At 67.6% G+C, this 20,017-nt stretch carries 21 protein-coding genes and 1 pseudogene; 17 read left to right on the forward strand and 5 right to left on the reverse strand.

Annotation, left to right across the window (positions count from 1 at the left end):
- Positions 1–19 precede the first annotated feature (19 nt).
- From ACFWP0_RS25095 to ACFWP0_RS25110, 4 genes are read left to right on the forward strand one after another with little or no spacing between them, the layout of a single operon-like run.
- The gene (locus tag ACFWP0_RS25095) at positions 20–370 is read left to right on the forward strand and encodes a flagellar protein FliT (RefSeq protein ID WP_377846743.1); all 351 of its coding nucleotides are present in this window, start codon (positions 20–22) and stop codon (positions 368–370) included.
- The gene (locus tag ACFWP0_RS25100; protein WP_377846745.1) at positions 367–1,716 is read left to right on the forward strand and encodes a flagellar hook-length control protein FliK; all 1,350 of its coding nucleotides are present in this window, start codon (positions 367–369) and stop codon (positions 1,714–1,716) included. The genes ACFWP0_RS25095 and ACFWP0_RS25100 overlap by 4 nt, the downstream gene beginning before the upstream one ends.
- Positions 1,716–2,042, forward strand: coding sequence for an EscU/YscU/HrcU family type III secretion system export apparatus switch protein (locus ACFWP0_RS25105; protein WP_377846747.1), 327 nt, complete (start codon positions 1,716–1,718; stop codon positions 2,040–2,042). The genes ACFWP0_RS25100 and ACFWP0_RS25105 overlap by 1 nt, the downstream gene beginning before the upstream one ends.
- A gap of 14 nt (positions 2,043–2,056) precedes the next feature.
- Positions 2,057–2,857 (forward strand): flagellar brake protein, encoded by an 801-nt coding sequence (locus tag ACFWP0_RS25110; protein ID WP_377846789.1) that lies wholly within the window; start codon positions 2,057–2,059, stop codon positions 2,855–2,857.
- A 48-nt stretch (positions 2,858–2,905) separates the two neighbouring features.
- Here the strand turns inward: ACFWP0_RS25110 and fliE are convergent, their stop codons facing one another.
- The gene (gene fliE / locus ACFWP0_RS25115; protein ID WP_377846748.1) at positions 2,906–3,238 is read right to left on the reverse strand and encodes a flagellar hook-basal body complex protein FliE; all 333 of its coding nucleotides are present in this window, start codon (positions 3,236–3,238) and stop codon (positions 2,906–2,908) included.
- Between the two features lie 329 nt (positions 3,239–3,567).
- Here fliE and fliF point away from each other — a divergent pair, with 329 nt between their 5' ends.
- The 13 genes from fliF to fliR all read left to right on the forward strand — a co-directional run bounded on the left by fliF (position 3,568) and on the right by fliR (position 14,958).
- On the forward strand, positions 3,568–5,244 hold the full coding sequence (gene fliF, locus ACFWP0_RS25120) for a flagellar basal-body MS-ring/collar protein FliF (RefSeq protein ID WP_377846750.1): 1,677 nt from the start codon (positions 3,568–3,570) through the stop codon (positions 5,242–5,244).
- Complete coding sequence (gene fliG / locus ACFWP0_RS25125; RefSeq protein WP_377846752.1) at positions 5,234–6,244, forward strand: flagellar motor switch protein FliG; 1,011 nt, start codon at positions 5,234–5,236, stop codon at positions 6,242–6,244. Before fliF ends, fliG begins: the two co-directional genes overlap by 11 nt.
- Positions 6,237–6,980 (forward strand): flagellar assembly protein FliH, encoded by a 744-nt coding sequence (gene fliH / locus ACFWP0_RS25130; RefSeq protein WP_377846754.1) that lies wholly within the window; start codon positions 6,237–6,239, stop codon positions 6,978–6,980. The genes fliG and fliH overlap by 8 nt, the downstream gene beginning before the upstream one ends.
- 68 nt (positions 6,981–7,048) lie before the next feature.
- A complete protein-coding gene (fliI, locus tag ACFWP0_RS25135; protein WP_377846791.1) occupies positions 7,049–8,482 on the forward strand; it encodes a flagellar protein export ATPase FliI in 1,434 nt (477 codons plus the stop codon).
- Positions 8,475–8,927: a flagellar export protein FliJ gene (fliJ, locus tag ACFWP0_RS25140; RefSeq protein WP_377846755.1), complete on the forward strand. Its 453-nt coding sequence runs from the start codon at positions 8,475–8,477 to the stop codon at positions 8,925–8,927. Before fliI ends, fliJ begins: the two co-directional genes overlap by 8 nt.
- A gap of 24 nt (positions 8,928–8,951) precedes the next feature.
- Positions 8,952–10,352: a flagellar hook-length control protein FliK gene (locus tag ACFWP0_RS25145; protein ID WP_377846757.1), complete on the forward strand. Its 1,401-nt coding sequence runs from the start codon at positions 8,952–8,954 to the stop codon at positions 10,350–10,352.
- Between the two features lie 169 nt (positions 10,353–10,521).
- Positions 10,522–11,133 carry a flagellar basal body-associated protein FliL gene (gene fliL, locus ACFWP0_RS25150; protein WP_377846759.1) on the forward strand — a complete coding sequence of 204 codons (612 nt, stop codon included), beginning with the start codon at positions 10,522–10,524 and terminating at the stop codon, positions 11,131–11,133.
- 2 nt (positions 11,134–11,135) lie between these two features.
- The gene (gene fliM, locus ACFWP0_RS25155) at positions 11,136–12,143 is read left to right on the forward strand and encodes a flagellar motor switch protein FliM (protein WP_377846761.1); all 1,008 of its coding nucleotides are present in this window, start codon (positions 11,136–11,138) and stop codon (positions 12,141–12,143) included.
- Positions 12,136–12,693 (forward strand): flagellar motor switch protein FliN, encoded by a 558-nt coding sequence (gene fliN, locus ACFWP0_RS25160; protein WP_377846763.1) that lies wholly within the window; start codon positions 12,136–12,138, stop codon positions 12,691–12,693. Before fliM ends, fliN begins: the two co-directional genes overlap by 8 nt.
- 10 nt (positions 12,694–12,703) lie before the next feature.
- Positions 12,704–13,027 (forward strand): flagellar biosynthetic protein FliO, encoded by a 324-nt coding sequence (gene fliO, locus ACFWP0_RS25165; RefSeq protein ID WP_377846765.1) that lies wholly within the window; start codon positions 12,704–12,706, stop codon positions 13,025–13,027.
- A 27-nt stretch (positions 13,028–13,054) separates the two neighbouring features.
- Entirely contained in the window at positions 13,055–13,846 is a 792-nt protein-coding gene (gene fliP, locus ACFWP0_RS25170; RefSeq protein WP_377846767.1) for a flagellar type III secretion system pore protein FliP, read from the forward strand.
- A gap of 19 nt (positions 13,847–13,865) precedes the next feature.
- Positions 13,866–14,135: a flagellar biosynthesis protein FliQ gene (fliQ, locus tag ACFWP0_RS25175; protein WP_008163193.1), complete on the forward strand. Its 270-nt coding sequence runs from the start codon at positions 13,866–13,868 to the stop codon at positions 14,133–14,135.
- 34 nt (positions 14,136–14,169) lie between these two features.
- Entirely contained in the window at positions 14,170–14,958 is a 789-nt protein-coding gene (gene fliR, locus ACFWP0_RS25180) for a flagellar biosynthetic protein FliR (RefSeq protein ID WP_377846769.1), read from the forward strand.
- A gap of 350 nt (positions 14,959–15,308) precedes the next feature.
- On the opposite strand, the gene ACFWP0_RS25185 is transcribed toward fliR, so the two are convergent.
- The 4 genes and pseudogenes from ACFWP0_RS25185 to ACFWP0_RS25200 all read right to left on the reverse strand — a co-directional run.
- Complete coding sequence (locus ACFWP0_RS25185) at positions 15,309–16,904, reverse strand: methyl-accepting chemotaxis protein (protein ID WP_377846771.1); 1,596 nt, start codon at positions 16,902–16,904, stop codon at positions 15,309–15,311.
- A 335-nt stretch (positions 16,905–17,239) separates the two neighbouring features.
- Positions 17,240–18,964 carry a methyl-accepting chemotaxis protein gene (locus ACFWP0_RS25190; protein WP_377846773.1) on the reverse strand — a complete coding sequence of 575 codons (1,725 nt, stop codon included), beginning with the start codon at positions 18,962–18,964 and terminating at the stop codon, positions 17,240–17,242.
- A gap of 136 nt (positions 18,965–19,100) precedes the next feature.
- Positions 19,101–19,568: a hypothetical protein gene (locus ACFWP0_RS25195; protein ID WP_377846775.1), complete on the reverse strand. Its 468-nt coding sequence runs from the start codon at positions 19,566–19,568 to the stop codon at positions 19,101–19,103.
- A 29-nt stretch (positions 19,569–19,597) separates the two neighbouring features.
- A pseudogene (locus ACFWP0_RS25200) lies at positions 19,598–20,017 on the reverse strand (methyl-accepting chemotaxis protein); the annotation flags it as partial.

A 20,017-nucleotide genomic window follows, 5' to 3' on the forward strand; every position in this document is an offset into this window, starting at 1 on the left:
TCGAACGCCCGAGATTTCTATGACGTCCCTTACCCAGTACTCCGCCATCCTGGACCTGTATCAGGAGATCGCCACATCCACGGGCGAGATGTTGACGGCCGCCCAGGCCGGCGACTGGGATACGGCGCTCGCCCTCGGCCAGCTTTACTGCGAGCAAGTGGAACGCCTGCGCCAAACCGAACGCGCAAGCCCGCTGGACGATGCCGGACGCGCCATGAAGTACGACCTGCTCGTGCGCATCCTGGAAAACGACGCGCTGACACGGGATCTGGCGCTACCGCAACTGGCGCGGCTGGGTGAATTGCTGGGACGCATGAAGCGCCAGCAGACCCTGCTGTCCGCCTACGGCAACCAGGCGCCTGACGAATGAGCATCGGTCCCGCCGCACTCGGCAACGTCCTGGTGCAGCGGCTGGACGCCGTGCTTGGCACGACGATGTCCGCCGCGAACGCCAACCAGGTTTCGGGCGCGCGGCCCGACGCAGTCAGCCAGCCGGGGAGCCCCGAAAAGCCCGGCCCATCGGACGGCTCTGCCCGCGATCCCCGGCAAGGCATACAAACTGGCGGCGCCCGAGGCGACCGCCAGAATACTGTTGTCGACCCCAAAACCGCCGCGGCGCTGGCGCTGGCCGCGCGCGGCCTGGTCACCAGCAGCGACACGACGGCATCGGCCCCGACCACGCTCGGCACGACCGCCCGCACCATTCTTGCCTTGCTGGCCCAGTATCCCGAGGCCGCGCCGGCAGTCCAGGGCCGCGCCCCGCTCTGGAGCGGGGAGGCGCCTGGCGGCCAGGCCGCCGCAGGCCAGGCGGGGCAACCCGCTCAAGCAGGCCAGCCGGGCCAGCCCGGCCAGCCCGGCCAGCCTGCCCCCGCCCCGGCGCCCGCGCAGTCCGCCGGCGCCGCCCCAAACCTGCCCCCGGCCCTGCCGGCAACGGCTGCCGGCGCCGCTGCCGAGGCGGCCGCCGCCAAACCCGCCGCGCATCCCGCAGGCCAGACGCTCGGCGCCAAGGGCCCCGACGCCGCGACCCATGCCGCGATCGCCGCGGGCGGCCCGTCCGCCCGCGCGCTCGGACAAGCCTTGCGCGTCGCCCTGCAGACCAGCGGCCTGTTCTACGAGTCGCACCTGACCGACATGGTCTTCGGCCGCACCAATCCCGCCACGTTGCGCAATGAACCGCAGGCCAGCCTGACCAGGGACCCCGCGGCGCAAGGCGGCGCGCACGCCCGAAGCCGCCCGGAGATAGCAAGCGCCGGCCGGTCCGGCGCCAGCGCCGACGCCCCTTCGTCCTCCGGCTCATCCGGCCCGTCCACGCCCGGCGCGCCCATCAGCGGGATCCACCAGGACCTGACCGTGCTGGTGCGCCAGCAGCTTGAGGTGCTGGCCAACCAGACGCTGACCTGGCAAGGCGAGGCCTGGCCCGGCACGCAGATGGAGTGGGAAGTGGAACGCGATCCCTATGGCGGAGACCCCGATTCGGCGGTTCCCACCTGGGCGACCCGATTGAAGCTGGACCTCCCGCGCCTGGGCCTGGTCGACGCCCGGCTGAACCTTGCCGGAGACCAGATCGTGCTGCAGCTCATCGCTCCGCACAGCGCGACCGAAATCAATGACTCCTCGGACATGCTGCGCTCGCGCCTGCTCGCCGCGGGCCTGACCCTGAGCAATCTATCGGTAAGCGTGGTGGAACCGCGCCCCGACATCCCGACCGATCTCTGATGAGCATGACCTCCAAATCCGAGGACAAGGGCCCCAACGCGAACCGCAACGCGGCGGTCGCCATTTCCTATGACGAAAAGGACGGCGCGCCGCGCGTCGTCGCCAAGGGCTACGGCCAGCTGGCCGACACCATCGTCCGCGCCGCCGAGGAAAACGGGCTGTACGTGCATGAATCGCGCGAACTGGTCGGTTTGCTCATGCAAGTCGACCTGGACGCGCATATTCCGCCCCAACTGTACGTAGCAGTGGCAGAATTGCTCGCCTGGCTCTATCGCCTGGAATCGCGCGAACTCCCCGACGCCGCGCAGCCCGATCTCATTACATAAGGACGACCAACGTGTTGGATCCCAGCGACCCAGAATTCCTGCTGACCCGGCCGGAAGACATGCGCTCAGCCCTTTTTGAGCTGACGCACCCCGACAGCCGCGTCATCGTGCGCGATGCCGCGGACCGCGAGATGGCCGTGATCATCCTGGGCGCGGACAAGCACACGCGTCAGTTTTTCTGGCGCCCGCGCGACTATGCCGGCGCGGACTTCGAGGAGTCCGACAGCATGGGCCTGGTGAGCGGCACCGCCTTCCACTTCAACGCCACCGCCTACGGCGGCGTGCAGATCCGCTTCCGCGTGCAGCGCCCTGAAGTGACTCACTTCGATGACGGCAGCGCCGCGCTGATGTCGCCGTTCCCGGACCGCCTGGTCCGCATCCAGCGCCGCAAGATGTTCCGCGCCTCGATGATCGCCAGCTCCAACCGCTGTTTTGCCACCTGGCAACCCGCGCCCGCTGAAAAGCCGATCAGCTTCAGCGTGCGCGATCTTTCCGTGGACGGCGTGGGCTTGCGCGCCAACCTGGCGGTTCCCGTCCTGCCCGCAAGCGGCGCCGTGATGGAAGGCGTGCTGCTGGATTTCGGCGACCAGGGCAAGCTCAGCGCCGACCTCGAGGTGCGGAACGTGTATCCGATTTCGGGCCAGCCCATGACTCAGCCCGAAGACCCGGACGCCCCGGCGCCCAAGCATGTGTCGCTGACCGGCGAGCCGCCGCTCAGCCATTTGGGAGCGCTTTTTCTGAATCTGGATGCGCGCCAGGAAAACTGGCTGCAGCAAGTGGTGTGGCGCCTGGAGAAAGGCGCGCAACGCAATTGAAATGACGCGGGCCTTTCCGGAAGAAAGGCCCCGCGCCGGCCTCGGGCCTCAGACGGCCATCGAGGAAATTTCCTTGTAGGCCGCAACCAGCTTGTTGCGCACCTGGACCGCCGTCTGGAAGCCGATGCTGGCCTTCTGCATGTCGATCATGACGTCATTCAACGAAAGATCGGGCGCGCCCAGCTCGAAGGCCTTGGCCTGGGCGGAAGCCGCGTTCTGCGCGGACGTCACGCGGCGGATGGAGCGCTGCAGTTCCGCGGCGAAGCCATCGGGCTGGCCGACCATTTCGCCCGCGGCCAAGTTACCGGTTTCCGCCTTGCTCACGACCGTGCGCATCTGCTGGAGCATGCTTTCGATGCCGGACAAGCCTGATACAGCCATTACCTGATTCCTTGCTGGTGGAGGATTACGCCAATGTGCACACAGCGTAACGCCGATCGGGCTTGCCCATAGCCGACAAGAACCGCCAAAAACCCCGACATTTCCGCGAATGCCGCCGGCCTCGACCAGGGATGGGCCCCGCTTTGCGCGTCGTCATGGACATAGGGGACAAGTAACGCCAAAAAACGGCTGTTTTCGACGATTGGGATTGCCGTCTCAGGGGCAATAATCCACGCTCTCCCCAGACCAGAAGCACGTTGCATGTGTAATCTGCCCTACCCAGACATGAAGCCTATTTCCCTGCTCCGCGAAGCCAGCGGGAGCCGTCGATGAATCAGCAGGCTACCCTGAGCTCGTCGCTTCTGGCCAAGTTCCCCGTGCTGGAAAAGATCCGGGCGCTGCCCAAGCCCATTCTGCTCGGCGCCGCCGCCGCGGCGGTCGCGGTGATTGTCGCCGTGGCCATGTGGAGCAGCGAACCCAAGTACAAGGTTCTGTTCTCGAACCTGGACGATCGCGATGGCGGCGCCATCGTGACGGCGCTGGGCACGATGAACGTGCCCTACCGCTACAACGAGACCGGCACCGCCCTCCTCGTCCCCGCCGACCGCGTGTATGACGCCCGGCTGCAGCTGGCCTCCCAAGGCCTGCCACGCGGCGGCTCCGTCGGCTTCGAGCTGATGGACAACGCCCGTTTCGGCGCCAGCCAGTTCGCCGAGCAGATCAACTATCAGCGCGGCCTGGAAGGCGAGCTGGCCCGGTCGATCGAAGCGATGCACACCGTGCAGCACGCCCGCGTCCACCTGGCCATGCCGCGCCAGTCGCTGTTCGTGCGCGAGCGCCAGGCGCCCACCGCGTCGGTGCTGCTGAACGTGTACCCCGGCCGCAGCCTGAGCGATGCCCAGGTTTCCGCGATTTCCTGGCTGGTCGCCTCTAGCGTGCCCGAACTGACCGCCGAAAGCGTATCCATCGTCGACCAGAACGGCCGCCTGCTGTCGGCGCCCGCCGGCGAAGGCCGCGGCATGGATGCCGACCAGATGCGCTTCGTGCGCGAAATGGAACAGCGCACCGTCGAACGCATCCTGACGATCCTGAACCCGCTGGTCGGCCCGGGCAACGTCCATGCCCAGGCCAGCGCCGACGTCGACTTCGCCCGCCGCGAAGAAACGTCCGAGGTCTACCGTCCCAACCAGGAACCGGGCCAGGCCGCCGTGCGCAGCCAGCAGACCAGCGATTCGACCCAGCACGGCATCAACCCCGCCCAGGGCGTGCCCGGCGCGCTGTCGAACCAGGCGCCGGGCAACGCCCAGGCGCCGATCGCCAATCCGCCGCAGCCGCAGCCGCCCCGCCCCGGCCAGCCGCCCCAGCCGGCCAACGCGCAGCAGCAACAGCAACAGCAGCAAACCGGCACGCAAACCGCCGGCGGCAGCCTGAACGAGCGGCGCGACGCGACCACCAACTATGAAGTGGACCGCACCATCAGCCACATCAAGCAGCCGGTCGGCAACCTGAAGCGCCTGTCGGTCGCCGTGGTGGTGAACTACATCCGCGACAAGGACGGCGAGCCGCAAGCCCTGCCGCCCGAAGAACTGAACAAGCTCACCAACCTGGTCCGCGAAGCCATGGGCTATTCCGAAACGCGCGGCGATTCGCTGAACCTGGTGAACAGCCAGTTCAACGACGGCCCGCCGCCGGTGCCGATGTGGCGCGATCCGGAAATGATCTCGCTGTTCAAGACGATCCTGGCCTGGCTGGTGGGCGGCGTGCTGGCGCTGTGGCTGTACCGCAAGCTGCGCCGCACCGTGGGCGAGTACCTGTACCCGCCGGTTGATCCGGAAATGGCCGAAGCCGAACGCGCCGAAGCCGCTCGCGAGGCCCAGGACGTGGCCCGCGCCAAGGAAGTGGACCGCTACCAGGACAACCTGGAGCGCGCCCGCAACATGGCCAATAAGGATCCGCGCGCCGTCGCAATGGTTCTGCGCACTTGGATGAGCAAAGATGAAAAATGATTCCCTACCCATGGACGGCATGACGCGCAGCGCCGTCCTGATGATGTCGCTGGGCGAGGACGCGGCGGCCGAGGTCTTCAAGTACCTCAGCGCCCGTGAAGTCCAGCAGGTCGGCGGCGCGATGGCCAGCCTGAAGCAGGTCACGCGCAACGACGTCGCCGTGGTGCTGGAAGAGTTCCGCCAGGAAGCCGACCAGTTCATGGCCGTCACGCTGGGCTCGGACGACTACATCCGCAGCGTGCTGACCAAGGCGCTGGGCAGCGACCGCGCGGCGGGCCTGATCGAAGACATCCTGGAAGCCGGCGACGGCGGCAGCGGCATCGACGCGCTGAACTGGCTGGATCCGAACACCGTGGCCGAGCTGATCGGCGACGAGCATCCGCAGATCATCGCGACCATCCTGGTCCACCTGGAGCGCGACCGCGCCGCCGGCGTGCTGGCCCTGCTGACGGACCGCCTGCGCAACGACGTGATGCTGCGCATCGCCACCTTCGGCGGCGTGCAGCCCGCGGCGCTCTCCGAACTGACCGACGTGCTCAATTCCGTGCTGGCCGGCCAGGGCGCCAAGCGCAGCAAGATGGGCGGCGTGCGCACCGCGGCCGAGATCCTGAACATGATGAACTCGACTCAGGAAGAAACCGTGGTCGCCAGCCTGCGCGAACGCGACAACGACCTGGCGCAGAAGATCATCGACGAGATGTTCGTCTTCGACAACCTGCTCGACGTCGAGGACCGCGCCATCCAGCTCATCCTCAAGGAAATCGACAACGACACGCTCATGGTCGCGCTCAAGGGCGCCCAGGAAGAGCTGCGCGCGAAGTTCCTGCGCAACATGTCCAGCCGGGCGGCCGAGATGCTGCGCGAGGACCTGGAGGCGCAAGGCCCGATCCGCATGTCCAAGGTCGAGACCGAACAGAAGAAGATCCTCCAGATCGCCCGCCGCCTGGCCGAAAGCGGCCAGATCGTCCTGGGCAACTCCGGAGACGACGCGTATGTCTGAAGCGGACCACGGCGCGGCGACGCTCATCTCGCGCAGCGCCGCCTGGCGGCGCTGGCAGATGCTGTCGTTCGACGAGCCGGCGCCCGTCGAAGTCGAGCCCGAACCCGAGCCCGATCCGGGCCCGGATCCGCAAGTGGTGATGGCCCAGCTGCGCGCCCAGGCAATTGCCGAAGGCCACGCGGAAGGCCAGGCGCGTGGACACGCCGAGGGTTACGAAGCCGGCCAGCAGGCGGGCCATGAAGCCGGCCTGGCGGCCGGCCGCGAAGCCGGCTACGCCGAAGGCCTGGCCCAAGGCCGCGAACAGGGCGCCGCGGAAGCGCAGCGCCTGCACGCCCTGGCCGAAGCCTGCGCCGTGTCGCTCGGCTCGCTCGAAGAAAAAATGGGCCAGGGCCTCCTGACCCTGGCCTTGGACATCGCACAGCAAGTCGTGCGCACCACCCTCGCCGAGCAGCCCGATACCGTGGCCAGCGCCGTGCGCGACGTGCTGCACATCAACCCGACCGCGGGCGGCCAGATGCGCTTGTGGGCCAATCCGGAAGACATCGAGCTGATCCGCCTGCACCTGGCCGACGAGCTGAAAGAAGGCCATTGGCGGGTTCTGGCCGACGAATCCATCACCCGCGGCGGCTGCCGCGCCGAAACGCCTTTCGGCGACATCGACGCCACCCTGCAAACCCGCTGGAGGCGCGTCGCGGCCTCGCTGGGCCGCAATGTGTCCTGGGAGGACCCGGCGTGAACGGCGATCCGGTCCCCACGCAGCCTGGCCAGACGGCCGCGCCTGTGCCGGCCGCGGCCGTGTCGGCCATACCCGTCATCGACCGCTGGCAGACCCAGTTGCAGATCGGCTCGATCCGCGCGGCGTCCACCGACCCCTGGCTTGTCAGCGGCAAGATCACCCGCGCCACGGGCCTGGTGCTGCACGCGACCGGCCTGCGCCTGCCCGTGGGCGCCGCCGCTCGCATCGAAATCGCGCGCGGCCATGACCACTGGGCCGACGCCGAAGTCGTCGGTTTCGACGGCCATACGCTATACCTGATGCCCCAGGCCGATATTTCCGGCCTGCCTCCCGGCGCGCGCGTCGTGCCCGGCGAACCGCCCGTGCAGCGCCAGATCCCGCTGCCGCGCAAAGCGGAATTGAACGGCAATGCCAAGCCCCAGCTCGGCCGCCACCTCCCGGTAGGCAACGCGCTGCTGGGCCGGGTGCTGGACGGCGCGGGCCGCCCGCTGGACGGACTGGGCCCGCTGACGGGCGCCGAGCTGGCTCCCCTGTCGGCCCAGCCCATCAACCCGCTGTCGCGCGCGCCGATCGATACCGTGCTGGATACGGGCGTGCGCGCCATCAACGGCCTGCTTACCGTCGGCCGCGGCCAGCGCATGGGCCTGTTCGCGGGCTCCGGCGTGGGCAAGAGCGTGCTGCTGGGCATGATGGCCCGCTACACCAAGGCCGACGTCATCGTGGTCGGCCTGATCGGCGAACGGGGCCGCGAAGTCAAGGAATTCATCGAGCACAACCTGGGTCCGGAGGGCCTGGCGCGCTCGGTCGTGGTGGCCGCGCCCGCCGACGTTTCGGCGCTGCTGCGCCTGCAAGGCGCCGCCTACGCGACGCGCCTGGCCGAGCACTTCCGCGACCAGGGGCTGGACGTGCTGCTGATCATGGACTCGCTGACCCGCTACGCGATGGCGCAACGGGAAATCGCGCTTGCCATCGGCGAGCCGCCCGCGACCAAGGGCTATCCGCCGTCGGTCTTCGCCAAGCTGCCGATGCTGGTCGAGCGCGCCGGGATGGGTTCGCCCGGTCCGTCGGGCAAGGCCGGCTCCATCACGGCGTTCTATACCGTGCTGGCTGAAGGCGACGACCAGCAAGACCCCATCGCCGACTCCGCGCGCGCCATCCTGGACGGCCACGTGGTGCTTTCGCGCCACCTGGCCGAAGCGGGCCACTACCCCGCCATCGATATCGAAGCGTCGATCTCGCGCGCCATGACCTCGCTCATCCCGACGCAGCAGTTCGCCGTGGTGCGCCGTTTCAAGCAAAGCCTGTCGCGCTACCAGCGCAATCGCGACCTCATCGCCGTGGGCGCCTACGCCGCCGGCAATGACCCGCAGCTGGACGACGCCATCGCCCGATATCCCCGCCTGGAAGCCTTCCTGCAACAGGACATCGGCGAGAACGTCGGCTATGAAGATGCCGTTACGCAATTGCGCGCGACGTTTGAGTTAAGGGACACCTATGCCTAGCCAATTGCCTCTGGACATGCTGATCAACCTGGCCAAGGAGAGCACGGACGAAGCCGCGCGCCTGCTCGGCCGGCTCAGCGCCGAACGAAGCAATGCAGAACGCCAGCTCACCATGCTGCACGACTACCGCCAGGACTACCTGGAACGCCTGCAGCAGGCGATGACGAGCGGCATGTCGGCAAGCGACTGCCACAATTACCAGCGCTTCATCGGCACGCTCGACGACGCTATCGGCCAGCAGCAAGGCGTGCTGAGCCAGGCGGACGAAAACCTGTCCAAAGGCCGGCTTTACTGGCAGCAGGAAAAACGCAAGCTCAACTCCTACGATGCCTTGGCGCAGCGCGAATTGCGCGCGCAGGCCGTGGTGGAGTCCCGCCGCGAACAGCGCGCCAACGACGAATACTCTGCCCGCCTGGTCCAACGCCAGGCTGGCGGCATGCATTAAGCAATACCTAACAGGAAGCCCAAGATGACCGCTCCCCTGCCCTTGCCCTCGATCGCGCCCGCCGCTCCGTCGTCGGTCGTCGACGCGCTCGGCGCCAAGTCCGCGCCCGCGAACAAGAAAGGCCCCAGTTTCTCCGACGTGCTGGCCCAACAGCGTCCGGCGCAGCAGCGCCCGGACCGTGCCGCCGATTCGCGCCCCGCGAACAGCGGCGCCAAGACTCCGGCCGGCGGCAAGGCCGCCGATGAACCGGCCGGCGCCGCGGAAGGCGCCGCCGCCGGCGCCATCGATCAAGCCGTGCAGACCGCCGTCCAGGCCGAAGCCGGCGCCCTGGCCGTCGCGGCCGCGCAGCAGCCCGGCGCGCCGGTCGCGCTGCCGCAGCAGGCCTTGGAAATCGCCGCCCAGGCCGCCGAGCAGGTGCAGCTGGCCCGCGGCAATGCCGCAGCCGCCGCCACCGCGATGAGCAACGGCGCCGCTGTGCTGACCGCCGCGCTGAACGCCGCCGACGCCGCCGGCGCGGCAGGCGCCGCAGCAACGCCGGCCGCGCAGGCCCCGGCTCCGGTCGCGGCCACGGCGCAGCAGGCCGAAGCCGCCGCCGCGCTGGCGATCCGCGACGCCCAGGCCGCGCTGCCCGTCGTGACCGCCGCCGTCAAGCCGGGCAGCGCCCCGGTCGCCCAGGCGCCCGTCGACGCCAAGCTCGCCGCCAAGACCGAAACGCCGCGCCTGGCGCCCGAGATCTCCCTGCCCCGTCCCGCGCGCGACCTGCGCGCCGAGGCCGAGCCGGCCCCCGCGCTGCCCGCGCACACCGCCGACGACGAGCAGGCCGCCCTCCTGACCACCACTGCGCAGCAGTTCCAGGCGCCTCAGCACGGAGCCTCCGCCCAGGAAACGCTCGCGCAGGCGCTTGCCGCCGCGACGCAGCGCCAGGCCGCTCCCGCCGTCAACCAAGCCGCCGTTGCCGCGCCCGTCGTGCCCGTCGTCATGCAAGTCGCCACGCCCGTGGGCGGCACGCATTGGGGCACCGAACTCGGCCAGCAGATGGTCATGATGACCAGCAACGTGCGCCAGGGCATGCAGACCGCCGAATTGCGCCTGGATCCGCCGGATCTCGGCCCGCTGCGCGTCAGCCTGAACCTGTCGGATGGCGTGGCCAGCGCCTCGTTCGTGTCCGCGCATGCCTCCGTGCGCCAGGCCATCGAAACCGCGATTCCGCAACTGCAGCAGGCCCTGGCCCAGGCTGGCATCTCGCTGGGCCAGACCAGCGTGGGCGAGCAATCCGCGCAGCAGGAGTTCGCGCAACAGAACGGCGGCGGATCCCAGCGCCAGCAGGGTGGCGCAGCCGGCGGGGCGGAAGTCCTGGCCGACAGCGCGCAGCCCGCGGCGACTTCGCCGCGCAACGCCAACGCGCTGGTCGACACCTTCGCGTAATGAACGGCCCGCCCGCAGCTGGCAACGGATGCGGGCGGTGCAGCAATAGCTTGAGATACGCGGCTTTCGCCCTGTTTTTCGCCTCCAAGACGAGGCGCGATTTCAGGCAGAATGCTTTCATCCACTAAGAATCCGTTTTCACCAGCGGCAAACACGCATCGATACCGAGATGGCGACTATCAAACCCATAACCGCGCCGTCGCGCGGCGCGACGACCTCCGGCGGCATCGGCCGTATCCTTCGGCCGCTGCTGGCGCTCCTGGTCCTGCTCATCGTCGCTGCCGCCAGCGCGGGAGCAACCTGGTTCATCACCCAGCGCATGCAGCCGCAAGCCGGCGCCACGGTGCAGCTGGGCGTAGGCCAGACTCCCGCCGGCCAGCCCGGACAGCCGGGCCAGGCCGGACAGGGCCCCCAGGCCACGCCGACCACCTTCGTCGCGCCTTCCGCGACGCCCATTGCCGTGCCCGCGCCGATCTTCGTTCCGATCGAAGCCTTCACCGTGACGCTGCAGAACGCGGAAACGGAACGCATCATGCACATCGGCCTGACGCTGCGCGTGAGCGACGAACAGACCCGCACCCGCCTCGAAAAGTACATGCCCGAAGTGCGCAGCCGCATCCTGATGGTGCTGTCGTCGCAATCGCCCACCGGCGTGCAGACGCAGCAAGGCAAGAACGACATGGTCGCGGCCATCAAGCAGGCGGTCAACCGCCCCTTTTCGCCCCTGCCTGACGGCCAGTATGTCACCGACGTGCTGTTCACGGCGTTCGTGGTGCAATAAGCATGGCCTACGAGGCATTTCTTTCGCAGGACGAAGTCGATGCGCTGCTGGCCGGCGTCACCGGCGAGAGCGATAGCAAGAAGGAAGCCGCGGGCCAGAACCCTGGCGCGCGCGCCTACGATCTGAGTTCGCCCGAGCGCGTGGTGCGCCGGCGCATGCAGACGCTGGAGCTCATCAACGAGCGTTTTGCGCGCCACATGCGCAACGTGCTGCTCAACTTCATGCGCCGCAGCGCGGACATCACTGTCGGCTCGATCAAGATCCTGAAATACGCGGACTTCGAACGCAATCTGCCGGTGCCCAGCAATCTGAACATGATTCAGATGAAGCCCCTGCGCGGCACGGCGCTCTTCACGTATGACCCGAACCTGGTGTTCCTGGTCATCGACAGCCTGTTCGGCGGCGATGGCCGCTACCACACCCGCGTCGAAGGCCGGGACTTCACCACCACCGAACAGCGCATCATCCGGCGCCTGCTCAACCTGACCCTGGAAAGCTACGGCAAGTCCTGGGACCCCGTCTATCCGATCGAGTTCGAGTATGTGCGCTCGGAGATGCACACCAAGTTCGCCAGCATCACCGGCAACAATGAAGTGGTGGTCGTCACCTCGTTCCATATTGAATTCGGCGCGACCGGCGGCGACCTGAACATCTGCCTGCCCTACTCCATGATCGAGCCGGTGCGCGATCTGCTGACGCGTCCGCTGCAGGAGACCACGCTCGAAGAAGTGGACCAGCGCTGGTCGCAACAGCTTTCCCGACAGGTGCGCAGCGCCGACATCGACGTGGTCGCCGAGTTTGCGCGCATTCCGTCGTCGATCCGCGAGCTGATGAGCCTGAAGGCAGGCGACGTCCTCCCCGTGGACGTGCCGGAAACCATCATCGCCAACGTGGATGGCGTGCCGCTGATGGAATGCGGCTACGGCGTCTTCAACGGCCAGTACGCCCTGCGCGTACAGAACATGTTTACCTACGACACAGAATCCAACGAGGCCTCTGACCATGACTGACAAGAACGAGCCCGGCACCGGCTCGTCCCCGGCCGACGACTGGGCCGACGCGCTCGCCGAACAATCCCGCGCCACGCCGCCCACGCAAGCCGACGGTCTGAAGCCGCAGGACGACTGGGCCGCCGCGATGGCTGAACAAACCGCCGCCACGCCGCCGGCAGCTCCGGCGCCCGCGCCGGCTGCCGCAGCCCCGGCTGCCGCAGCACCGGCTGCCGCCGCGCCCGCCCAATCGGCGGCGCAGTCGGTGTTCAAGCCGCTGGCCGGCTCCGCCGCCGGCGCCGGCACCGACATCGACCTGATCATGGACGTGCCCGTCCAGCTGACGGTTGAATTGGGCCGCACGCGCCTGACCATCAAGAACCTGCTCCAGCTGGGCCAGGGATCCGTGGTCGAGCTCGACGGCCTGGCCGGCGAACCGATGGACATCTTCGTCAACGGCTACCTGATCGCCCAAGGCGAAGTCGTGGTCGTCGAAGACAAGTACGGCATCCGCCTGACCGACATCATCACCCCGTCCGAGCGGATCAACCGCTTGAACAACCGTCGTTGACGCCCGGGCCATGACCGAATCCGCCCTGCCGCGCGTCATCATCGGCCTTGTGCTGGTGCTGGCCGCCATCCTGGTTTCGGCGTGGCTGGCAAAGCGCGCCGGGCTGATGCAGCGCGGCGGCGGCAACCTGCTCCGGCAAGTCGCCAGCCTGCCGGTCGGGGCGCGCCAGAGCATCGTCGTCGTTGAAATCGAGGACACCTGGCTGGTGGTGGGCGTAGGCCCGAACCAGCTCACCACCCTGCACACCCTGCCCGCCGGCCAGTTGCCGGAGGGTTCGCCGCAGCCCGCCGCCGCCTTCGCGGCCAAGCTGGGCCAGGCACTCAAGCGCCGCTAGCGCCGCGGCGCGATCCAAGCGACACCCATGAGTTTGCTCACAAGCACGACATCCGCCCGCGCCCGCCAACGCGCGCTGCCCTTGCTGGCGGCCGCCGCCGTCCTGGGCCTGGCTTTCTTTCCGGCCGGTGTCGTTGCGCAGGCCACGCTGCCCGCGCTGACCGCCACGCCCGGATCGGACGGTTCGCAGACGTATTCGCTCAGCATGCAGACCCTGCTGCTGATGACGTCGCTGTCGTTCCTGCCGGCGGCGCTGCTGATGATGACGGGCTTCACGCGCATCATCATCGTGCTGGGCCTGTTGCGCAGCGCCATGGGCACGGCCATGTCGCCGCCCAACCATGTGCTGATCGGCCTGGCGCTGTTCCTGACCTTCTATACGATGTCGCCCGTGTTCGACAAGATCTACGCCGACGCGTACAAGCCCCTGTCCGAAGGATCGATCCAGTTCGAGACCGCGGTGGAGCGGGCGGCCGGCCCGCTGCGCACCTTCATGCTGCACCAGACGCGCGAGAACGACCTGTCGCTGTTCGCGAACCTGGCCAAGCTGCCCGCGCTGGAGGACCCGTCGCAGGTGCCCATGCGCATCCTGGTGCCGGCCTTCATCACCAGCGAACTGAAGACGGCGTTCCAGATCGGCTTCACGATCTTCATTCCCTTCCTGATCATCGACCTGGTGGTCGCCAGCGTGCTGATGGCGCTGGGCATGATGATGGTGCCGCCCGTGACCGTGGCGCTGCCGTTCAAACTGATGCTGTTCGTGCTGGCCGACGGCTGGAACCTGCTCATGGGCTCGCTCGCCCAGAGCTTCTATCAGTAGCGCCGGGAGGAAAATCGCCATGACCGCCGAAACCGTCATGACCATGACCTACCAGGCGATGAAGATCGTCCTGGCGATGGCCGGTCCGCTGCTGCTGGTCACCCTGGTGGTCGGCCTGGTCATCAGCATCTTCCAGGCCGCCACGCAGATCAACGAAATGACGCTGTCGTTCATTCCGAAGCTGCTGGCCATGTGCGGCGTGCTGGTCCTGCTGGGCCCGTGGCTGATCGGCGTCATGGTCGACTACATCCGGCAGCTGATCGGCCAGATTCCCATGCTGGTGTCCTGAGCGGCGCCCGCCGCCCGACGCCGGCCCCCTCGCCATGATCGCCTTCACGCTCGAGCAGCTCAACGGCTGGATCGGCCAGTTTCTCTGGCCGTTCGTGCGTATCCTGGCGCTGGTGGGCACCGCTCCCCTCTTCTCCGAGTCGCTCATCCCCGTCAAGGTGAAGGTGGGCCTGTCGTTCGTCCTGGCCGTGGCCATCAGCCCCGCGCTGGATCCCATGCCGCCGATTGCGCCCGGCTCGTTCGCCGGGCTCTGGATGGTGATGCAGCAGGTGCTGATCGGCATCGCAATGGGCTTTACCATGCGCATGGTGTTCGCCGCCGTGCAAACGGCCGGCGAATTCGTGGGCTTGCAGATGGGCCTGTCGTTCGCCTCGTTCTTTGATCCCAGTTCCGGCGCCAACACGGCCGTGCTGTCGCGCCTGTTCAACATCGTCGCGATGCTGACCTTTCTTGCGCTGGACGGGCACCTGCTGGTCCTGGCCGCCCTGGTGCGCTCCTTCGACACCTTGCCCGTCGCCATGATCCAGCTGCACCAGAACGGCTGGGGCGCGGTGGTGGAATGGGGCAAGACCATCTTCGTCTCGGGCCTGCTGCTGGCGCTGCCGCTGATCTGCGCCCTGCTGACCATCAACCTGGCCATGGGCATCCTGAACCGCGCCGCCCAGCAGCTGTCCGTGTTCTCGGTGGGTTTCCCCGTCACGCTGATCGTAGGCGTCAGCGTGCTGACCGTCGTGCTGCCCCACGCCGGCCCCTTTCTCGAATCGCTGTTCGAGTCCGGCCTTTCCGCCATGAGCCGCGTCGTCGATGCGCTGGCGGGGCGATAGGCAGGGAGAGAAACTAGCAGAGGTGTCAGACACCCTTGGGAAACTGGCAGAGGTGGGCAGAGGTGTCAGACACCCTTGGGCAGAGGTGTCTGACACCCTTGAGACACCCGCACAAGTTGTAGTCCGTCTCGCACGGGTGTCAGACACCGGCAGGAGCCGGCGGCGCTACGTAGAGGTGTCTGACACCCCTGAGACACCCGCACAAGCTGTAGTCCGTCTCGCACGGGTGTCAGACACCGGCAGGAGCCGGCGGCGCTACATAGAGGTGTCTGACACCCCTGAGACACCCGCACAAGCTGTAGTCCGTCTCGCACGGGTGTCAGACACCGGCAGGAGCCGGCGGCGCTACGCTAGGGCTGCCCGACAAGTCGGAACACGCGTATGGTCTCGCGCAACGCGCCCGACTGCGCTCCCAACTGCATCACCGCGCCGCCCAGCTCCTGCACCAGCGCGGTGTTCTGCACCGTCATCACGTCCATTTGCGACACGGCGGTATCCACTTGCTCGATGCCGCTGGATTGCTCCTGCGACGCCTGCGAAATCTCGCCGATGATGTTGGTGACGCGATGCACCGCCGCCACGATCTCTTTCATCGTGGCGCCCGCCTGCTCGGCCTGCGTCGAACCCTCAGTGACGCGCTCCACCGAGTCCTCGATCAGGCCTTTGACCTCCTTGGCGGCCTGCGCGCTCTTCTGCGCCAGGCTGCGGACTTCGCCTGCCACGACCGCGAAGCCCTTGCCGGATTCGCCCGCCCGGGCCGCTTCCACCGCGGCGTTCAGCGCCAGGATGTTCGTCTGGAAGGCGATGCCCTCGATGATGGTGACGATGTCCGCGATCTCGCGCGAGCTGTCGGAAATGCCATGCATGGTTTTCACCACCTGGCCCACCGCCACGCCGCCGCGCCGCGCCACGTCCATGCTGCTGGCCGCGAGCTGGTTGGCCTGCCGCGCATTGTCGGCGTTCTGGCGCACCGTGGACGTCAGTTGCTCCATGCTGGCGGCGGTCTGCTGCAGGGAGGCCGCCTGGCCTTCCGTCCGGCCGGCCAGTTCCTGGTTGCCGCGCGCGATGTGCACAGCGGCGTGCGTCGTGCCTTCGATGCCGCGGTAGACGTCCTGGGCAATGCCAATAAGGCTCTTGCGCATGACTTCCAGCGAGAATTTCAAGCTGCCCACTTCGTCGTCGGAATCCGCCACAATCTGCGTGGTGAGGTTGCCGGCAGCGACCTGGCGCGCCATGTTGGCGGCGTCAAGCATCGGCTCCAGCAGGGAGCGCGACAGGCTCCACCCCATGGAGAAGATCGTCACGACGCCCAGCGCGATCGCGCCGCAGCCCAAGCCGGCGCTCCAGGCGTCCAGATCGGCCCAGTTGGCGTGCAGGCCATAGGCGCCGGCCGCGGCGACGATGCCGGACGACACCGACGCATGCCGCAGCATGCGGCTGCGCACGCCGGCCCGGAAGGGAAACGCCAGCACGTCCAGGCCACGGCGCCAGCCTGCGCGCACGGGCCGCCCGCGCAGGATGCGCACGCCCTTGGCCGTGCCCTCGCGCATGCGCGCGTAGAGATCCTCGGCCATTTCGATCTGCTCTTCGGAGGGGCGCACGCGCACCGAGGAATACGCCACCACCTCGCCGTTTTCGATGATGGGCGTGGCGTTGGCCAGCACCCAGTAATAGCCGCCGTTCTTGCGCCGGTTCTTGACCAGGCCCAGCCATGACTCCCCTGCTTCCAGGGTCTGCCACAGGTCCTCGTAGGCTTCGGGCGGCATGTCGGGATGGCGCACGATGTTGTGCGGCTTCCCGATAAGTTCGTCGCGCGAAAAGCCGCTGACCTCGATGAAAGCGGGATTCGCGTAGACGATGCGGCCCTTGCTGTCGGTGCGCGAGATCAGGTATTGATCCTCGCGCAGCTTGGTTTCCACATCAGTGACGGGTAGATTGACGCGCACAGATTGTCTCCGGTTACAACGTGTACAGCGAACGAATAACGGGCGGACAACCCGGACCAGACGCCCCGCATCGACCCGTTGCACGCGCGTCCGGCCGCCTTCGCGGTAGGCGCGGGCAGCCGTCGGACACTGTTTGCCGCCCAAAATCAGGCGTTATTATTATTAACGGTCATATGCGCGGAAAGTTAACGCCCTAATGACCCGCAAGCGATGACTTATAGCCAAAATGCATATAGGCCATGGCCGCACATCAGCGCGGCCATGGCTCATCCGAATGCAAAAAGGGCCGCGCCCGACTCCGTGACAACGGCATCGGCTGCGGCCCGGCGCGACGCTTACTTCAACGTCGGCGCGGAATAGCCGCCCAGTTGATGCGCCGGCACTTCGATCACTTCGCCCGCATTGATCTTGAACACGGCCACCGCTTCGGCCAGGCGCTGCGCCTGCTCCTGCAGCGATCCGGCCGCGGCAGCCGCTTCTTCCACGAGCGCCGCGTTCTGCTGCGTCACTTCGTCCATCTGCGACACCGCACGGTTGACTTGGTCGATCCCGCTGGACTGCTCCTCGGACGCCGCCGAGATCTCGCCCATGATGTCCGTCACCCGCTTGACCGACGACACAATCTCCTGCATCGTCGCGCCGGCGCGCTCGACCTGCTGCGAGCCCGCGCCGACCTTCGTCACCGAGTCCTCGATCAGGCCCTTGATTTCCTTGGCCGCCTGCGCGCTGCGCTGCGCCAGCGAGCGCACTTCGCCCGCCACCACCGCAAAGCCCTTGCCCTGCTCGCCCGCGCGCGCCGCTTCCACCGCGGCGTTCAGCGCCAGGATGTTGGTCTGGAACGCAATGCCGTCGATCACCGACACGATCTCGGAAATCTTGCGCGAGCTGGCCGAAATGCCCTGCATCGTGCTGACCACTTCCGAGACCGCCGAGCCGCCGCGTTCCGCCACGTCCGACGCGCTGGCCGCCAGCTGGTTGGCCTGGCGGGCGTTATCGGCGTTCTGCTTCACGGTGGACGCCAGCTGCTCCATGGAAGCCGCGGTTTCCTCGAGCGAGGCCGCCTGCTCTTCCGTGCGGCTGGACAGGTCCGTGTTGCCCGCCGAGATTTCGCTCGAGCCCACGGTGATCTCGTCCACGCCGCGGCGCACGGTCGACACCGTGCGGGTCAGGCTTTCCTGCATGCGCTTGAGCGCCGCGAACAGCTGGCCGATTTCGTTGTGCGAACGCACTTCGACGCGGCTGGTCAGGTCGCCGGCGGCGATCCTGTCGAAGTGCTGGCCGGCTTCCACCAGGGGACGGACAACCAGGCGGCCGAACAGGATGCGGGCAAGAATCATCAGCAGAAGCGCCAGGCCGACCGCCACGCCCACCGCCACCATGGCGCGGTTGAAGTTGGCTTCGGCCTGATCGATCGTGGCCTGCTGCTCGCCGCCGATGTACTTGCTGAATTCGTTGATTGCCTCGATGAAGGCGGCGCTGCGCGGCGTGCCGTATTCGTTGTTCACCATGTAGAACGTCGAATAGTCTTCGCTGCGCAGGGCTTCCACCATGGTGTCCACGCCGTCGTCGATATAGGAGCGATAACGGCGCACCAGGTTCATGGACAGCTGGCGGCCAGTGTCGTCCTGCAGCATGTTCTTCTGGAAGTCGGCGAACCGGCTGCGCACGCCGGTCAGCAGGTCCGTCGCGCCCTTGAGCGCGGCGGCGGCGTCGCGCGCGGAGTTCTCGCCGCTGCCCCAGCCGGATTCCTGCAAGTGGCGTGCCGCGACCATCAGGCTGACGCGGGCGCGCAGCATGTCGCTATTGATCACCTCGACCTGCTTGGCGCGCTCGGTCAGGGCATTGACCTCGCGTATCGATTCGTAGTTGCTTTGCAGGAAATAGGTTGCCAGCCCCCCCACCGCCGCGATCAACACCGCGAAGAACGCCATGACCCACAGCAGCATCGTGCCGACGCGGGCATCGCGCAGCGTCAGTTTGCGCTTGACCTTGGGTGCGCGCGCGGTTTTTTTCTTGCCGGCCTTGCCGGGCTTTGCACCGGATTCGAGACTCGCTTCCATGTATTTCCCCATCCCTCAGGAACTGCTCTGACCAAATGAAAAACCACCCTGTGGACACGCCCTGTTACACGGGGCATAGACTCAGGGCGACGTACATTGCGGCTCGCGCCGCAATGCTCTCTGCTGAACGACAGGGCTACTTGCCCTGAGGCGCCAAACCGGACGGTTCGCCCGGTCCCGGTATATAGATGGTTTGCACCTCGGGTTCCGTCACGGGCCGCGTCCAGTCCTGAGGCAAATCAGGCGCAGGCGCCGGTCCCAGCAACTTTTGGCGCTCCCAAGGTTCCAGCAGAATATTGGTGCTGTCGACGAGCCGCATCAGCCGGCCGTCAGGGCCGAACTGCAACAGGGCTTCCTTGCGGCTGTACAGGCCGTCGGCGACAAAGGTGATCTTGAAGGACCAGAGCGCCAGGAACGTGCCGTCGCTCTGTTTGTAGAATTTGGCGGGCGGGGCGGTCAGCGCCCGCGAGGCCTCTTCCAGCGTTGTCTGCCCAGGCGTCAGGGTCGACAGCTTGCCCGGGTCGAAATTGTGACCCGTTGCCGCGCAGCCGGCGAGAAAGACCGCAATCGCGGCCGTCGCCAGAAGATGTATATAACCTCGCATACCCTACCCATTTGCCGGCATCGCCGGCGTCAAAAAGATTCCCAATCGTCGTCCGAAGGGGCTTGCCGCCGGCTGGAGGCGGGCGCCGGCTTCGGCTCGGCCGATGCCGTGGCCACGGGGCGCGGCGCCGGCCGGCGCGGCGCTCGCGCCGCCGTGGCGCCCGCGGCTGCTTCCGGCCTGGCGCGCGGCGCCGCATGGGTCAGACGCGCTGCGGGAGCCGCCCTGGGCGCCGCGGCGGCCGCTGCCGGCTCGGCCTGGCGCGCTGGCGTCGGCTGAGCAGCCGGGGCTGCCGGGGCTGCAACCCTGGGCGCGGCCCGGCGCTGCTGAGCCAATTGGCGGGCCGGCACTTCGATCACTTCGCCCGCGTTGATCTTGAACACGGCCACCGCTTCGGCCAGGCGCTGCGCCTGCTCCTGCAGCGATCCGGCCGCGGCAGCCGCTTCTTCCAC

The organism is Achromobacter sp. NPDC058515 (genome assembly GCF_042721735.1).
Classification (GTDB): Bacteria; Pseudomonadota; Gammaproteobacteria; order Burkholderiales; family Burkholderiaceae_B; genus Achromobacter.

What these genes read in the sequence shown, in the direction of transcription:
- ACFWP0_RS25095 (WP_377846743.1), top strand. Translation starts at nt 20, where the DNA reads ATGACGTCCCTTACCCAGTACTCCGCCATCCTGGACCTGTATCAGGAG.
- ACFWP0_RS25100 (WP_377846745.1), top strand. Translation starts at nt 367, where the DNA reads ATGAGCATCGGTCCCGCCGCACTCGGCAACGTCCTGGTGCAGCGGCTG.
- ACFWP0_RS25105 (WP_377846747.1), top strand. Translation starts at nt 1,716, where the DNA reads ATGAGCATGACCTCCAAATCCGAGGACAAGGGCCCCAACGCGAACCGC.
- fliE (WP_377846748.1), bottom strand. Translation starts at nt 3,238, where the DNA reads ATGGCTGTATCAGGCTTGTCCGGCATCGAAAGCATGCTCCAGCAGATG.
- fliF (WP_377846750.1), top strand. Translation starts at nt 3,568, where the DNA reads ATGAATCAGCAGGCTACCCTGAGCTCGTCGCTTCTGGCCAAGTTCCCC.
- fliG (WP_377846752.1), top strand. Translation starts at nt 5,234, where the DNA reads ATGAAAAATGATTCCCTACCCATGGACGGCATGACGCGCAGCGCCGTC.
- fliH (WP_377846754.1), top strand. Translation starts at nt 6,237, where the DNA reads ATGTCTGAAGCGGACCACGGCGCGGCGACGCTCATCTCGCGCAGCGCC.
- fliJ (WP_377846755.1), top strand. Translation starts at nt 8,475, where the DNA reads ATGCCTAGCCAATTGCCTCTGGACATGCTGATCAACCTGGCCAAGGAG.
- ACFWP0_RS25145 (WP_377846757.1), top strand. Translation starts at nt 8,952, where the DNA reads ATGACCGCTCCCCTGCCCTTGCCCTCGATCGCGCCCGCCGCTCCGTCG.
- fliL (WP_377846759.1), top strand. Translation starts at nt 10,522, where the DNA reads ATGGCGACTATCAAACCCATAACCGCGCCGTCGCGCGGCGCGACGACC.
- fliM (WP_377846761.1), top strand. Translation starts at nt 11,136, where the DNA reads ATGGCCTACGAGGCATTTCTTTCGCAGGACGAAGTCGATGCGCTGCTG.
- fliN (WP_377846763.1), top strand. Translation starts at nt 12,136, where the DNA reads ATGACTGACAAGAACGAGCCCGGCACCGGCTCGTCCCCGGCCGACGAC.
- fliO (WP_377846765.1), top strand. Translation starts at nt 12,704, where the DNA reads ATGACCGAATCCGCCCTGCCGCGCGTCATCATCGGCCTTGTGCTGGTG.
- fliP (WP_377846767.1), top strand. Translation starts at nt 13,055, where the DNA reads ATGAGTTTGCTCACAAGCACGACATCCGCCCGCGCCCGCCAACGCGCG.
- fliQ (WP_008163193.1), top strand. Translation starts at nt 13,866, where the DNA reads ATGACCGCCGAAACCGTCATGACCATGACCTACCAGGCGATGAAGATC.
- fliR (WP_377846769.1), top strand. Translation starts at nt 14,170, where the DNA reads ATGATCGCCTTCACGCTCGAGCAGCTCAACGGCTGGATCGGCCAGTTT.
- ACFWP0_RS25190 (WP_377846773.1), bottom strand. Translation starts at nt 18,964, where the DNA reads ATGGAAGCGAGTCTCGAATCCGGTGCAAAGCCCGGCAAGGCCGGCAAG.
- ACFWP0_RS25195 (WP_377846775.1), bottom strand. Translation starts at nt 19,568, where the DNA reads ATGCGAGGTTATATACATCTTCTGGCGACGGCCGCGATTGCGGTCTTT.